The following is a 13,137-nucleotide window of genomic DNA, read 5'->3' on the forward strand; positions in this document are numbered from 1 at the left end:
GGGCGCGGCCGGCGGGCGGCGTCCAGGTCTCCGCGATGCCGCGGGCTGACCGGACAGCAGGCCGGCCGCCCCTACTGCGCCTCGCTGAGATGGACCATGGCGTCGTACAGCTGCTCGTACGTCATCGGCGGCTCGGGGATCGGATGTGCCCGCTCAGCCCGGTAGGCGTCGAGCATGAGGTGGAGGTAACGCCGCCAGGCGTTGGGCGCCGTGGCGCTGGTGGCCTCGATGATCCTGCCGTTCGACCAGATGAGGTTGACGATGTCGGCCAGGGTGATATCGCGGCGAGCCTCGCCGGCTTCTTGGGCCCGGGTGAGCATGTCCACGATCTGCTGGCACATCTCGTCGTGGATGCGCTCGGTCTCGGCGCTGTCGGTGAAGCGGCGGGAGAGGAAGTCGTTGAAACCCCGGTCTCCCGCCTGCATGCCGAACAGGTGCTCCAGGTAGTAGACGAACCCTTCCCACGGGTCGTTCATCTCCAGGGCCTTGTTGGCCCCGTCGAGGAACTCCTGAAGCCGGGGCTGGAAGGCGGCCATGAGCAGGTCCAGGCGGGTTGGGAAGTGGCGGTACAGGGTGCCGATGGCAACGCCAGCGTCGCGTGCGATCTTCTCCAAGGAGGCATCCACGCCGTGTGCGGCGAATTCGCGCTGCGCCGCGGCGAGGAGCTTGTCTCGGTGCTCCCGGGCGTCACGGCGCAGGGGCCTTCGCATCTGCTCAACGTCGCTGCGGCTCACTTCGTCAGTCTACCGGCGATACTGAGGGTGGCCTCCCTTTCTGTGCCGCTCAGGAGCCCGGCAGAGCGCGGTTGACCTCGGTGAGCTCGTCGGCATGGTCGTGCGCGACGTGGCTGACGGCGCGCCGCAGCACCGTGGCGCCCGCCATCTGGCTGACGATCCCGGGGGCCCTCCCGCGAGCATGACGTTCGTTCGGTGCCCTGGCACGGTGGCAGGGCTGAGAACAGGCCAGGTGGCTGCCGGGGCCGGGCGGTACCCGGCCTGGATGTCGCCGCCGTCGCGGGCAGCGTTCGCGACCAGGCGGCGAGGGGCACCTTGTCTTCCTTCGTCTCCTTGGTGCCGCCAGATGTCGAGGCCCGAAACTCCTGCCAAGATGAGGCACCCCTCCGGAATAGAGTGAGGTACCCCTCCGTTTGTACGGGCAGCAACAAACGGAGGGGTGCCTCATCTTGGCGCTCTGACTTGACCGCACGAGGAGCGAAGCAGATGAGCACTATGGAGCCCTCCGGGGCGCAGGCGCCTCAGCGGCCCGCGGAGGCCGTCGGGGCGCACCTGGCCGCTTCGCCCGATCCCCATGACGAGCGGCGCTGGATGGCCCTGGGTGTCCTCGTCATCGCCCAGATCATGATCCTGCTGGATGCGACCGTCGTGAACGTTGCCCTGCCCTCGGCGCAGGCCGACCTCGGCTTCTCCGACGCCAGCCGCCAGTGGGTGATCACCGCCTACGTGCTGGCCTTCGGCAGCTTGCTTCCGCTGGGAGGCCGGCTGGGCGACGCGCTCGGCCGCAAGACCATGTTCATCGTGGGACTGCTGGGGTTCGCGATTGCCTCCGCTGCCGGCGGCGCGGCCCCGAACATCGGCACGCTGATCGCCGCCAGGGCCGTCCAGGGCGGGTTCGCCGCAGTTCTCGCGCCGGCGGCGTTGTCGCTGATCACGGTGATTTTCACCGACCTCAAGGACCTGAACAAGGCGTTCGGGATCTTCGGTGCAGTGTCCGGCAGCGCCGGCGCCGTCGGCCTGCTGCTGGGCGGGCTGCTGACCGACTACGTGGACTGGCGCTGGTGCATGTACGTCAACATCGTCCTCGCGGTCGCCGGGATCATCGGTGGCCTCACGCTGCTGCACAACTCCGCCGAGCCCGACAAGCCCAGGCTTTCCGTGTCGAGCACGGTCGTCGGCTCGGCGGCGATCTTCGGGTTGGTCTTCGGGTCGGCCAAGGCCCAGACCGACGGCTGGGGCTCGGCGGTCACACTGACCCCGCTCATCGCCGGCGGTCTCCTACTGGCCGGCTTCGTCGTGCTCCAGAAGGTCGCCCGCCACCCGCTCATCCCGCTGCGGGTGGTCGCCGACCGCAACCGTGGTGCCGCCTACCTGACGCTCTTCCTGGCGAACGCGGCGGTGTTCGCGCTGTTCCTGTTCCTGACCTATTACTTCCAGGGCGTGCTGGGCTACTCGCCGATCATGACCGGCGTCGCGTTCCTGCCGATGATGGCGGCGATCGCCGTGGTCGCCACGCTGACCCAGGGCGTGCTGCTGCGGCGCCTGACCATGCGGGTCATCGTCGCCGCCGGCTTGATCGCCTCCGGTGCCGGAGCCGCACTGCTGACCCAGGCCGGTGCGGGCAGCCCGTACGCGACCTGGGTGCTGCCCGGGCTGGTCCTGGTCGGGACCGGCATCGGGTCGGCCGCCGTCGTGGCAGTCGCGGTCGGGCAGCTGGGTGTCGATCCGCGCGACGCTGGTACGGCGGGGGCGCTCAACAACGTCTCCCAGCAGCTCGGCTCGGCGCTCGGCGTCGCCTTGATCAGCACCTTCGTCGCCACCGCCACCAGCCACTACCTGACCCGCCACGGCAGCACTGCCGTCGTCGACGCAACCGTGCACGGGTTCACCGTCGGCTACTGGTGGGCCGCTGGCGTCTTCTGGGCCGCTGCCGTCCTCTGCAGTGCCCTGATCCGCGGCGGCACCCGGCTCCATCACGAGGCCGGCCAGCCCGAGCCCCTCGACGAGATCGCCGGCGGACTGATCTGACAGCCCGTGGCGGGCAGCGCCCCGGTGGGGGGACGGATCGCGGCGCCAACCAGCAAGACGCGAACCACAACCGACAGAAAGGCCAGTTCACCATGCCCAAGCTCGACGGCAAGGTCGCAGTGATCACCGGAGCGACGTCTGGGATGGCGCTAGCAACGGCCAAGCTGTTCGTGGCCGAAGGCGCACACGTGTTCATCACCGGACGACGCAAGGACAAAGTGGACGAGGCGGTCACCGCCATCGGCCACAACGTAACGGGCGTGCAGGCGGACTCAGGAAATCTGAACGACCTTGCCCGCTTGGCCGAGACCGTGCGGGAGCATCACGGACGAGTCGACGTCCTGTTCGCCAGCGCCGGAGTCGGCTCGGTATCCGACCCGCTGGGCAGCATCACCCCGGACTCGTTCGACACGCTCGTGGCCGTCAACTTCCGGGGCACCGTGTTCACCGTTCAATACCTGCTGCCGTTGATGAGCGACGGCGCGTCGGTCATCTTGAACGGCACGACCAGCGCGACCAAGGGCATCCCCGGCGCCGGGGTGTACTCGGCCAGCAAGGCAGCCGTTCGCTCACTCGCGCGCACCTGGGCTGCGGAGCTGAAGGACCGCGGCATCCGGGTAAACGTCATCAGTCCCGGCTCGATCGACACCGCGCTCTTCAGCACCGTCACCCCGGAATTCCGGGAGCAGATCACCTCCGCCATCCCCCTAGGACGGCTGGGGACCAGTGAGGAGATCGCGGCCACCGCGCTGTTCCTCGCCTCTCCGGACGCCAGCTTCATCACCGGCGCAAACCTGGTCGTCGATGGCGGGTTCAGTCAAGTCTGACGCCATCCGGCCGGGCAGCCGACCCCCGATCCCCTTAAGCAAAAAGTTCATCCCAGACTACAGAAAGTGAGCGCCCGTCCATGAGTGGCATCAGCTTCGTCGGCCTGGGCGGCATGGCCCGCGCCATAGCCGCCCGCGCGGTCGAGGGCGGCAACGCCGTCGAGGTCATCGGCCGCGACCAGGCCAAGGCCAAGGACCTGGCCGCCGCCCTCGGCGGCGGCGCGACGGCCGGGACATTCGGCGCCGCGCCGGCCGGCGACATCGTCATCCTCGCCGTGCCCTACGCCAGCGCCGCGCAGGTCCTCGCCCAGTACGGGGACGCACTGGCCGGCAAGGTCGTCATCGATATCTCGAACACCTTCAACGCCGACGCCACCGCGCTGGTCACCCCTGACGGCACGTCCGGCGCGCAGGAGATCGCCAAGGCCGCCCCGGCCAGCGCGCACGTCGTGAAGGCGTTCAACACCGTCTTCGGCCACGTCCTGGCCCAGGGCGGCCCGCTGGACGTGCTCATCGCCGGCGACGACGCGGACGCCAAGGCGAGCGTGTCGGCGTTCATCGAGAGCCTCGGGCTGCGCCCGCTGGATGCCGGCGACCTGGCGGCGGCGCGCTGGCTGGAGGCGGCGGGCCCGCTGCTGATGGGCCTGGCCAGCCATGGCGCAGGGTTCAACATCAGCCTCGGCGTCAACGTCCCGGACTGAAGCCCGCTTGCAGTTCTAGCACCGCGCACTGGCACCCGGCGGCCATCCCGGGCAGGCAGGGTTCCGCCTGCCCGGGATGTCGGCGGCCCCTGCGCCATCCGACCTGCAGGCAATCGACTCTGAGCACCCGGGACTGCCCGCGTCCGGCACTGGCGAAGACGTCATCAAGCAGGTCGGCGACAACATCTCATCGTGGCTGGCCACACACGAAAGACTGAAGGAGACACCCGTGCCTGACTACGGCCATCCTCTGCGTTTCGCAACGTTCATCTCTCCCGCCAACTCCCCGGCGCGCCGTCCGGTCGAGCTGGCGCAGCACAGTGAGCGGCTCGGTTTCGACTTCGTCACCTTCCAGGATCATCCCTACCAGTCGAGTTTCCTCGATACCTGGACCCTGCTGAGCTGGGTGGCAGCGCGGACCGAGCGGATCGGCGTGTCCGCCAACGTGCTGAACCTGCCGCTGCGCCAGCCCCCCGCCGTGCTCGCCCGCGCGGCTGCCAGCCTCGACCTGCTCTCCGGTGGACGGACGAGCCTCGGGATCGGGGCCGGCTTCTACTGGGACGCCGTGCAGGCGGCCGGCGGACGGCGGCTGACCCCGCTGCAGGGCGTGGCGGCGCTCGGCGAGGCCATCGACGTGATCCGCGGGATCTGGGACGCCGACGTGCCCGGCACCCTCAATGCCGACGGCGAGTTCTACAAGGTCCACGGCGCCGAGCGCGGACCCGCGCCCGCACACGAGATCCCGATCTGGCTCGGCGCCCACAAGCCGAGGATGCAGGACCTGGTGGGACGCAAGGCCGACGGCTGGCTACCGTCGCTGCCGGTCATGGAGCCCGGCGGCCTGCCCAAGGGAAACGCGATCATCGACGACGCCGCACGGGCCGCGGGCCGCGACCCCCGCGAGATCACCCGTCTGCTCAACATCTTCCCGGACCAGCAGACCCCGGAAGCACTGGCCCAGATGACCCTCCAGGACGGCGTCAGCATCTTCATCCTGGCCAGCGACGACCTGGACGTGCTCGAACGCTTCGCCGCCGAATCGATACCCGCCGTACGCGAACACGTCGCCCGGGGACGCAAATAGCACGCGTGCCCGCTTCGGCATCACTCACGCGCCGGCCGCCGACCGGCCTGAGCTCTACCTCGAAGCATTCGTGACCTCCCGTCCGCATGCGGGCCGTGAGGTCGGCCGGCATCTGCTCGCTGCGGTCATCCGCGAGGCAAACTCCCGCGGCGCCGAACAACTGCGGGCTGACTGCTGGGCCGGCGGCGACGGACGACTCGTTCGCTACCACGAGCAGCAAGGCTTCACATCGGCCGAGACCTTCCACATCGGCACCTGGGCCGGACAGCTACTCGTACTCCCGCTCACCCCAAGGCACTGATCAACGCGGCGCCGCTCAGCTGCGGGCGCCGACCAGGTTTGGCTCAGATCAACGCGGCGGGCCCGCGGGTGCACTCGCAGCCCGCTCCGCATTTCGGGCGTCGCGAGGGTCGCTGCCATTGATCGCTGTGAGGGCGGGGCGGGGAAGAATCGCTTCGATTCTGTGGGCGGCGGTGGTGGCGCTGTTCGAACCCTGCTGTATTTGCGCTCGCCGATTCGGCGGTGGACCGACCTCCCGCGCCGGCTGCGGGCCGTGGGGTGATGCTGGACTTCGGCGGGGGCCTGAGGGCCGACTGTTGATCATGCCAATTGATGGATGACCGTTTCGGTGTCCGCCGGTGTGGTGGATCGTGTTCTATCTGGACTGCCGGCCCGCCACGGCCACTGGGCGGAGGCTGGGGTGGGCTAGCGGAGGAGAAGCGCGACACCCCATCCCGCTCGATCCGTCACTACGGTGCTGCTGGTCGTCCGAGGACGACGGCCACCTGGCGATGTCCGAAGCTGGCCCTGGCGGATCGATCCGATCCGATGTCCACATGCATCTGGACATGTCGCCGCCTGCCGTCTTATGGGTGGACCGTAACGCCCACCTGCTGGAGCAGAATCGGCATTCGTTGACCTGCTGCGCGACGCCGATTGGTCCGTGCCGGTCTCGACCTGCCCGGGTTGGACCCTCACCCAGCTTCTGCGTCACGTCGCTCGCGGTCCGCGTTGGGCCGCGGCGATCGTGCGGACCCGGTCTCGGGAAGCGATCGACCCGCGCGGGGTTTCCGGTGGCAGGCCGCCGGCGGACCGTGTGGGCGTGCTCGCCTGGTTTCAGGAAGGTCCGCGGCCCGCGGCCTTCCGCAAGATCTTGACCTCGTCCTCCAACTCGGCGATCCGCACCTGAGCGGCCCGCAGGGCCGCCGACTCGACCGCCCGGCTGGTGGGTGTCTTGAGCCCACGATCGATCAGGTCCCGCGACCGCCAGCCGTACAGGCAGGACTCGGCGATCCCAACGAGGCCCCGACGTCACGGACTGAACGGCCCCACGCGACCAGGTCCAAGGCACGACGACGGAACTCCGGCGGGTACGGCTTGGGCACGAGCAGTGGCCTCCTTCAGGCAGCCACCGAACCGTAGAACTCCTCACTTCCGAGTCCGCCGAACGGGATCAACATCACCGGCGCCACTGGCAACGATCCACGCTGACGCTGTGAGGAGTCCCGCGCGGGAACTCGGACCTACTCCCTTGACTGCGGTCCTTGATCGTTTGATGAGGATGCGGTGGCGGTGATCCGGAAGGGTCACGCCGCTCAGGGCGAGAGCGCGGGTTCGTCTGGGGTGGAGTGTTCGGGGAACGGGTCCTCGGCGAGGTGACCCAGGATCCGTTCGTTGAGGGCGGCGAGGATGTCGAGTTCGGCGGCGGTGAGCAGGCCGATGAAGTGCCGGCGGACGTTGCGCACGTGCTGGGGCGCGGCGTCCTCGATGGCGCGGCGTCCAGCGGGCAGGAGGCGGATCATGGAGCTGCGGGCATCGGCTGGGTTAGTTTCCCGGACGATGAACCCATGCTCCTGCATGCGCCGGGTCTGGTGGGAGAGGCGGCTCTTCTCCCACTGCAGCAGGGCGCACAGTTCCCGAGCGGGCAGGCTGCCCGTGGCGTGCTCCGAGAGCACAGCGAGGATTTCGTAGTCGGCCTCCGTCAGTCCGGAGTCCTCCAGCAGGTGCCGGCGCAGACGGACGGCGAGCTGGTGGTGCGCGTGCATGAAGGCCCGCCAGGCGCGGTCTTCACGGGGGCTGAGCCAGGTCGGTTCCGTCGGCATGCGGCGATATTACCTGCTGGTTGACTCGTCAACCAAGAGTCAATACGGTCGACGAGTCAACCAAGATCTCGGCGCTCCGGGAAACACATCGTGAGCATCGTCGGCCTGCACAGCCAGAGCCACATCTCCATCGCATCCGGCGCGTGACGCCATCCGGCGGGGTCGTCCGCGCCGGGCACGCCCGGATCCCGGTTGCTCCCACGCGCCCACTCAACAGGAGTGACCCATGAAGTTTGGAATGATCGGCGCGGGAACGGTCTCGCGCGCCATCGCCGGCCACGTGGTCAAGGCCGGTCACGACGTGGTCTTCAGCAACAGTCGCGGTCCGGGCACCCTCGACGCCGTCGTCGACGCCTTCGGTCCCCGCGCGTCGGCCGGCACCGTCGCCGAGGCGGGAGCCGCGGACTTCGTCGTGCTCGCCGTGCGCTGGACACGGGTGCGCGACGCGGTAGGCAACCTGCCCACCCGCGACGGCCGGATCGTTATCGACGCCACGAACCAGTGGGCCAGCCTGACCCCCACCTTCGTCGCCGACCACCTCGAGATCGGAGGCAGCGAACTGGTCGCCTCACTGATCCCCGGCGCCCACGTCATCAAGGCCTTCGACAACATGTACGGCCCCTACATCGCCGCCGACCCCGTCACCGACGCCGGCCGCCGGATCCTCTTCTACGCCGGCGACGACGGGACCTCGAAGGATCTCTTCCGCTCCGTTGTCGAGGACTTCGGATTCGCGCCCGTCGACCTCGGCCCACTTGAGATGGGACGCCTGATGCAGGTGGACGGCGGACCGCTGAGCGGACTGCACGCCGTCCGAGAAGACCGCCTCCCGCAGATGGTTGACGCATCATCTAACCAGCCGTAAGTTGGTTGAGCAATCAACTGTCCACCCCACCGCGAGGAGCGGCAGATGTCCGACACCGCCGAGGCCATTTCCGATCTCACCGGCGAGTACGTCATCGACCCGGCCCGCACTCGCATCGGCTTCGTGGCTCACGCCATGGTGACGAAGGTCCGCGGCTCGTTCACCGAGTTCGCGGGCACGGTCCGCCTCGACGAGGAGATCCCGGCGAACTCGAGCGCGCAGATCGTGATCAAGGCGCACAGCATCGACACCGGCAACGCCGATGACCGTCATCCCCGGCCTCCCGACAGCCCAACCCGAGCAGATCACTCCGCTCTACTGGGAGCTACACACCACCGACCGTGACGAGGCCGAGCGCGTGAACGGCCTCTGACACCACACCAGCCACACGCGGCTCGCCGACGCCTGATCGCGCCGCAGCCCACGGGCCGCGGCGCGATCCGACGCGACGGCTCCCGCCTCGATGACCACTCGCACCGCGATGCGTCCTGACCGCGCTACGCGAGACCATCCGCAGGCGGCTCGCTGGCGGGTGCCTACAGTTCCACCGGCTCTGCCCGGCTACAGGGCGGGGCGTCGGCGGTGCCGGCGATCAGGTGTTCGGTCGCCCAGCGTTCGAGCTCCGCCAGCGCCGGGCGCAGCGCCTCCCCGCGGGCCGTGAGCCGGTAGCGGACACCGACCGGCGGGCCCTCGATCACCTCACGGGCCACCAGACCGGCCGCGACGAGTTCATTCAGCCGCCCCGACAACATCCGCTCACTGACACCGGGCACCAGCTTGGAGATCTCCGAGAAACGCGCCGGCCCAGCCAACAGCGTGCCGATGATCAGACCGCTCCACCGCTTCCCGAGCAACGCGAACACCGGCGTGAGCGCATGACAGCTCACCGCGTCCCGCTCGCCCGGCTCCATCCACCGATGGTACTGACGGCCACCCCACGCCTGCCTTTGCTATATTTTCAGCGGCAACTAACTTTTTGTAACCCCTGATGTTCTTCGAGGAAGGTCGCCATGACGACTCCATCCGTGTCCAACCCCTCGGCGCCAGCACTCCCTGAAACGGGAAGCGGGCTACCGCTCGCTGCCGGCGTCTGGCCCATCGACCCCGCACACTCCGGTGTCTACTTCCAGGTCCGCCACCTCGGCCTGACCAACGTCCGCGGCCGGTTCGACCTGTTCAACGGCACACTCACCATCGGCGAGACCCTCGCGGACGTCGCCATCGACGCCACGATCGACATGGCCTCGGTCAACACCAACCAGCCCGACCGAGACGCCCACCTACGCTCCACCGACTTCTTCGACGTCGAACACCACCCAACCATGCATTACCGGTCACTATCCGTCACCGAAGGCGAAGACGGCTACCAAGTCGCCGGCGAACTGACCATCAACGCGACCACACAGCCAGTCAGCCTGGCGGTCGAGTTCAACGGCGTCGACGTCCACCCCGCGGACGGCCGGACCAGAGCCGGGTTCGCCGCCACCACCGAGATCCGCCGCAGCGACTACGGCATCGACTTCAACATGCCCCTCGGCGCCGGCAAACTCGCCCTCGGCGACAAGATCAAAATCGAGCTCGACCTCCAGTTCATCGCCCCATGACAACCCCGACACCCGCGCAGATCCCGGACTCACACCTGGACCTGCTCACCCAGCCCCTGACCGCGGTCCTGACCACCATCGGCACGGACGGCCGGCCGCAGTCGACCGCCGTCTAGTACCTCCTCGACGACTCGGCCCTGCGGACATCGATGGTCACCACCCGGCAGAAATACAAGAACCTCCTCCGCAACCCCGTCGCGGGCCTGTTCCTCCTCGACCCGGCCAACCCGTTCCGCACCCTGGAAATCCGCGCCGACGTCACCCTCACCCCCGACCCCGACCCCGACAAGGAACTACTCCCACTGTTCGCCAAGCACTACGGCGTCGACGAGTCGATGCTCGACCTCCCAGGCTCACAGCGAGTGACCGCGACCCTGGACCCCATCCGGATCGTCGCCAACGGCTGACGGTCGCACCCCCACGCCCGCCTCCACCTTCAAGACGGGCGTGGGGCCCCCGGCCCCCGCCCACCCTGAAACGGCGGCTACCGCACGACGGACTCCGGCGACAGCACAAGACCTCCGGAACCGTCGCCGACCGCTTGCCTATTGACGCGCAAACCGGATCCCGCCGGGGCCGGCACGGTCCATGGGACTGTCAAGTTAACGGTGTAACGGATTGTTATTGAGTTGCTACTTTCGGCCGGCGGTGAGGCGCCCGTCGAACGCGAGGTCGAAGGCGTTCAGCGGTGCCTTCCAGCGGATCATCCACTTTGCCCGGCCGCGTCCGGTGGGGTCGAGGCTGGTCACGGTGAGGTAGAGGTGCTTGAGTGCGGCCTGTTCGTTGGGGAAGTGGCCGCGGGCCTTGACGGAGCGGCGGAACCGGGAGTTCAGCGACTCGATCGCGTTGGTCGTGGCGATGACGGTCCGGATCTCGGCGTCGAAGCGCAGGAACGGGACGAACTCGGCCCAGGCGTTCTCCCAGAGCCGGATGATCGCGGGGTATTTCTTCTCCCAGATCGCGGAGAAGTCGGCGAACCGGTCGAGCGCGGCCGCCTCGGTCGGGGCGGTGTAGACGGGCTTGAGGTCGCGGGCGAGTGCGGGCCAGTCCCTCTTGGACGCATATCTGAACGAGTTGCGGAGCAGGTGCACGATGCAGGTCTGGACGATGGTGTCGGGCCAAACCTGGGCGACGGCGTCGGGTAGGCCGGTCAGGCCGTCGCAGACGAGGATGAGGACGTCGGCGACGCCGCGGTTCTTCAGGTCGGTCAGGACAAGCTGCCAGTGTTTGGCGCCTTCGCCGCCGGTGCCGGCCCAGAGGCCGAGGATGTCGCGTTCGCCGTCGGCGGTGACGCCGATCGCGGCGTAGATCGGCCGGTTCGCGACCTGCCCGTCGCGGATCTTCACCATGATGGCGTCGATGAACACGACGGCGTAGACGGCGTCCAGGGGGCGGGCGCGCCAGGCCTCCATGCCCTCGATGACCCTGTCGGTGATGTCCGAGACCTGCTGGCGCGACACGGTGGTGCCGTAGATCTCGGCGAGATGCGCCTGGACCTCGCCGGTCGTCAGTCCCTTCGCGACCAGCGAGACGACGAGGTCCTCGACCCCGCCGAGGCGGCGTTGGCGCTTGGCGACGATCGTCGGGGTGAAGGTGCCGTCACGGTCACGGGGCACGTCGATCTCGACCGGTCCGATCTCGGTGACCACGGTCTTCGTTCGAGTGCCGTTACGGGAGTTCCCGCCGTCACGGCCGGCCGGGTCGTGGGCCTCGTAGCCCAGATGCGAGCTCAGCTCGGCGGCGAGGGCCTTCTCCAGGACCATCTTCGTCAGGGTGCCCAGCAGCCCGCCCGGCCCCGTCAGCGACAGCCCCTCAACCCGGGCCTTCTCCACGAGGCTCTGCGCGAGCGCCTCGTCCACGACCACGCCCGCCGGCGCCCCATCGCCATCCACCGGTCTGACCGGGATCGCCCCAGCCGCCGTGTCAGCCATCGTGTCGGTCATCTGGTGTCTCCTCTACCTGCACAGATGCACAGAGTGTCACAGGGGAGTTACACCGTTGTTCTTACAGGCCCCGGTCCATCGGTTGCAGGCGGTGGACTAGGTGGATGGTCAGAAGGGGGTGTTGACCAGCCAGGTCGTCCAGTGCTGTCGCTCGCCGGCGACCTGGAGTCGGCGGTCGTCGCCGGGGATGCGGCGCATCACCGCGAGCAGTAGATCCGCGGCGGCACCGGACACCGTGACATCGCCGGTGCCGTGGCGGGGACTGTTGCAGCTGGCCATCGCACTGATCCGCGCCGCGAGCCGGCATGATCGTGTGGTGGCTCAAGGTGTCGTGCGTCCGCTGGTCCCAGAGTCGGAGTTCGTCGGGTTCCGGTTCCCGCCCGAGGTGATCACATTGGCGGTTCGCTGGTACTTGCGGTTCGCGTTGTCGTACCGGGACGTTGAGGAGCTGCTCGCGGAACGCGGCCTCGACATCGACCACGTCACGATCTTCCGGTGGGTGCAGCGGTTCACGCCGCTGCTGGTCGAGGCGGCCCGACCCTGCCGGCACCGCCCGGGTAGCAGGTGGTTCGTCGACGAGACGTACATCAAGATCGCCGGAAGGTGGAGGTACTTGTATCGCGCCGTTGACCAGCACGGCCAGGTCATCGACGTGCTCGCCAGCGAACGGCGCGACCAGCTCGCGGCCCGCCACTTCTTCCGCCAGGCCCTGGCCCACAGCCGCCGGCCGGTCGAGGTCACCACGGACAAGGCACCGATCTACCCCCGGGTTCTCGATGAGCTGCTGCCCGAGGCCTGCCACGTCGACGCACGCTGGGAGAACAACCGCATCGAGTCCGACCACAGCAGACCCAAAGCCCGGCTACGGCCGACGCGGGGCCTGAAACGGCTGCGCTCCGCTCAGACGATCAGCACCGGACATTCCTTGATCCAGAACATCCGCCGCGGCCACCATGAACTCGGAACCGACGTCGAACCCCGGCGCCGACTCGCCGCAGCGTTCACCGAGCTCTCCCACGCCATCTGATCACCAGGTCAGTATCGGCTCGGCATGCCCCGGCTCCTCACGATGCAACAGTCCCGCCCGAGATGGCTGCCTCGCATGATCAGTGCCTGGATGGAGACGCCCCAGCGTGCCTTGAGCATCACGAAGTCACGCAGGGTGTATTCGTGGTCGGCCATCGCCCCGCGCATCCGATCTGCCCATATGATCATCGGCAGGTCGCGGTTGGTGCGACGACCGATCACG

General features: G+C 68.5%; 17 protein-coding genes. 11 read left to right on the forward strand and 6 right to left on the reverse strand.

The window, feature by feature from the left end; all coding sequences use genetic code 11:
* Positions 1–71: 71 nt before the first annotated feature.
* Entirely contained in the window at positions 72–734 is a 663-nt protein-coding gene (locus tag FRCN3DRAFT_RS0224395; protein WP_027140891.1) for a TetR/AcrR family transcriptional regulator, read from the reverse strand.
* Positions 735–1,220: 486 nt separating this feature from the next.
* On the opposite strand from FRCN3DRAFT_RS0224395, the gene FRCN3DRAFT_RS0224405 reads away from it, so the two are divergent.
* From FRCN3DRAFT_RS0224405 to FRCN3DRAFT_RS51795, 6 genes are all read left to right on the forward strand, one after another.
* The gene (locus FRCN3DRAFT_RS0224405; protein WP_007510832.1) at positions 1,221–2,762 is read left to right on the forward strand and encodes an MFS transporter; all 1,542 of its coding nucleotides are present in this window, start codon (positions 1,221–1,223) and stop codon (positions 2,760–2,762) included.
* Positions 2,763–2,854: 92 nt separating this feature from the next.
* Positions 2,855–3,589, forward strand: coding sequence for an SDR family NAD(P)-dependent oxidoreductase (locus FRCN3DRAFT_RS0224410; RefSeq protein WP_007510830.1), 735 nt, complete (start codon positions 2,855–2,857; stop codon positions 3,587–3,589).
* A gap of 80 nt (positions 3,590–3,669) precedes the next feature.
* On the forward strand, positions 3,670–4,290 hold the full coding sequence (locus FRCN3DRAFT_RS0224415) for an NADPH-dependent F420 reductase (protein ID WP_007510828.1): 621 nt from the start codon (positions 3,670–3,672) through the stop codon (positions 4,288–4,290).
* Between the two features lie 229 nt (positions 4,291–4,519).
* Positions 4,520–5,374: an LLM class flavin-dependent oxidoreductase gene (locus FRCN3DRAFT_RS0224420; RefSeq protein ID WP_027140892.1), complete on the forward strand. Its 855-nt coding sequence runs from the start codon at positions 4,520–4,522 to the stop codon at positions 5,372–5,374.
* 19 nt (positions 5,375–5,393) lie between these two features.
* Positions 5,394–5,675, forward strand: coding sequence for a GNAT family N-acetyltransferase (locus FRCN3DRAFT_RS54260; protein ID WP_116439469.1), 282 nt, complete (start codon positions 5,394–5,396; stop codon positions 5,673–5,675).
* 642 nt (positions 5,676–6,317) lie between these two features.
* On the forward strand, positions 6,318–6,563 hold the full coding sequence (locus FRCN3DRAFT_RS51795) for a maleylpyruvate isomerase N-terminal domain-containing protein (RefSeq protein ID WP_232794130.1): 246 nt from the start codon (positions 6,318–6,320) through the stop codon (positions 6,561–6,563).
* A 406-nt stretch (positions 6,564–6,969) separates the two neighbouring features.
* On the opposite strand, the gene FRCN3DRAFT_RS0224430 is transcribed toward FRCN3DRAFT_RS51795, so the two are convergent.
* Entirely contained in the window at positions 6,970–7,476 is a 507-nt protein-coding gene (locus tag FRCN3DRAFT_RS0224430) for a MarR family winged helix-turn-helix transcriptional regulator (RefSeq protein WP_007510823.1), read from the reverse strand.
* Between the two features lie 226 nt (positions 7,477–7,702).
* Here FRCN3DRAFT_RS0224430 and FRCN3DRAFT_RS0224435 point away from each other — a divergent pair, with 226 nt between their 5' ends.
* Both FRCN3DRAFT_RS0224435 and FRCN3DRAFT_RS46030 read left to right on the forward strand, forming a co-directional pair.
* On the forward strand, positions 7,703–8,341 hold the full coding sequence (locus tag FRCN3DRAFT_RS0224435) for an NADPH-dependent F420 reductase (protein WP_007510822.1): 639 nt from the start codon (positions 7,703–7,705) through the stop codon (positions 8,339–8,341).
* A 45-nt stretch (positions 8,342–8,386) separates the two neighbouring features.
* Positions 8,387–8,686 (forward strand): YceI family protein, encoded by a 300-nt coding sequence (locus FRCN3DRAFT_RS46030; RefSeq protein WP_007510820.1) that lies wholly within the window; start codon positions 8,387–8,389, stop codon positions 8,684–8,686.
* Between the two features lie 191 nt (positions 8,687–8,877).
* On the opposite strand, the gene FRCN3DRAFT_RS0224445 is transcribed toward FRCN3DRAFT_RS46030, so the two are convergent.
* Complete coding sequence (locus FRCN3DRAFT_RS0224445) at positions 8,878–9,252, reverse strand: winged helix-turn-helix transcriptional regulator (protein WP_007510818.1); 375 nt, start codon at positions 9,250–9,252, stop codon at positions 8,878–8,880.
* Between the two features lie 99 nt (positions 9,253–9,351).
* Here FRCN3DRAFT_RS0224445 and FRCN3DRAFT_RS0224450 point away from each other — a divergent pair, with 99 nt between their 5' ends.
* A complete protein-coding gene (locus tag FRCN3DRAFT_RS0224450; RefSeq protein WP_007510817.1) occupies positions 9,352–9,945 on the forward strand; it encodes a YceI family protein in 594 nt (197 codons plus the stop codon).
* A gap of 149 nt (positions 9,946–10,094) precedes the next feature.
* On the forward strand, positions 10,095–10,352 hold the full coding sequence (locus FRCN3DRAFT_RS56435; protein ID WP_007510813.1) for a pyridoxamine 5'-phosphate oxidase family protein: 258 nt from the start codon (positions 10,095–10,097) through the stop codon (positions 10,350–10,352).
* Positions 10,353–10,577: 225 nt separating this feature from the next.
* Here FRCN3DRAFT_RS56435 and FRCN3DRAFT_RS0224460 read toward each other — a convergent pair whose 3' ends face one another.
* Together FRCN3DRAFT_RS0224460 and FRCN3DRAFT_RS51800 are read right to left on the reverse strand one after the other, a co-directional pair.
* A complete protein-coding gene (locus tag FRCN3DRAFT_RS0224460; protein WP_007507620.1) occupies positions 10,578–11,888 on the reverse strand; it encodes an IS256 family transposase in 1,311 nt (436 codons plus the stop codon).
* 108 nt (positions 11,889–11,996) lie between these two features.
* Positions 11,997–12,167 carry a protein of unknown function DUF1503 gene (locus FRCN3DRAFT_RS51800; RefSeq protein ID WP_007510811.1) on the reverse strand — a complete coding sequence of 57 codons (171 nt, stop codon included), beginning with the start codon at positions 12,165–12,167 and terminating at the stop codon, positions 11,997–11,999.
* 52 nt (positions 12,168–12,219) lie between these two features.
* Between FRCN3DRAFT_RS51800 and FRCN3DRAFT_RS0224470 the strand changes: the two genes are divergently transcribed.
* Complete coding sequence (locus FRCN3DRAFT_RS0224470) at positions 12,220–12,915, forward strand: IS6 family transposase (RefSeq protein ID WP_007510809.1); 696 nt, start codon at positions 12,220–12,222, stop codon at positions 12,913–12,915.
* Between the two features lie 8 nt (positions 12,916–12,923).
* Here FRCN3DRAFT_RS0224470 and FRCN3DRAFT_RS0224475 read toward each other — a convergent pair whose 3' ends face one another.
* Positions 12,924–13,136 (reverse strand): M78 family metallopeptidase domain-containing protein, encoded by a 213-nt coding sequence (locus tag FRCN3DRAFT_RS0224475; protein WP_027140894.1) that lies wholly within the window; start codon positions 13,134–13,136, stop codon positions 12,924–12,926.
* Position 13,137: the final 1 nt, after the last annotated feature.

Source organism: Pseudofrankia saprophytica (assembly GCF_000235425.2).
In the GTDB taxonomy this organism is placed as follows: domain Bacteria; phylum Actinomycetota; class Actinomycetes; order Frankiales; family Frankiaceae; genus Pseudofrankia; species Pseudofrankia saprophytica.

Coding starts and splice junctions, on each gene's coding strand:
- FRCN3DRAFT_RS0224415 (WP_007510828.1), top strand. CDS start 3,670: ATGAGTGGCATCAGCTTCGTCGGCCTGGGCGGCATGGCCCGCGCCATA.
- FRCN3DRAFT_RS51800 (WP_007510811.1), bottom strand. CDS start 12,167: ATGGCCAGCTGCAACAGTCCCCGCCACGGCACCGGCGATGTCACGGTG.
- FRCN3DRAFT_RS0224445 (WP_007510818.1), bottom strand. CDS start 9,252: ATGGAGCCGGGCGAGCGGGACGCGGTGAGCTGTCATGCGCTCACGCCG.
- FRCN3DRAFT_RS0224405 (WP_007510832.1), top strand. CDS start 1,221: ATGAGCACTATGGAGCCCTCCGGGGCGCAGGCGCCTCAGCGGCCCGCG.
- FRCN3DRAFT_RS0224435 (WP_007510822.1), top strand. CDS start 7,703: ATGAAGTTTGGAATGATCGGCGCGGGAACGGTCTCGCGCGCCATCGCC.
- FRCN3DRAFT_RS46030 (WP_007510820.1), top strand. CDS start 8,387: ATGTCCGACACCGCCGAGGCCATTTCCGATCTCACCGGCGAGTACGTC.
- FRCN3DRAFT_RS0224410 (WP_007510830.1), top strand. CDS start 2,855: ATGCCCAAGCTCGACGGCAAGGTCGCAGTGATCACCGGAGCGACGTCT.
- FRCN3DRAFT_RS56435 (WP_007510813.1), top strand. CDS start 10,095: ATGGTCACCACCCGGCAGAAATACAAGAACCTCCTCCGCAACCCCGTC.
- FRCN3DRAFT_RS0224460 (WP_007507620.1), bottom strand. CDS start 11,888: ATGACCGACACGATGGCTGACACGGCGGCTGGGGCGATCCCGGTCAGA.
- FRCN3DRAFT_RS0224450 (WP_007510817.1), top strand. CDS start 9,352: ATGACGACTCCATCCGTGTCCAACCCCTCGGCGCCAGCACTCCCTGAA.
- FRCN3DRAFT_RS0224430 (WP_007510823.1), bottom strand. CDS start 7,476: ATGCCGACGGAACCGACCTGGCTCAGCCCCCGTGAAGACCGCGCCTGG.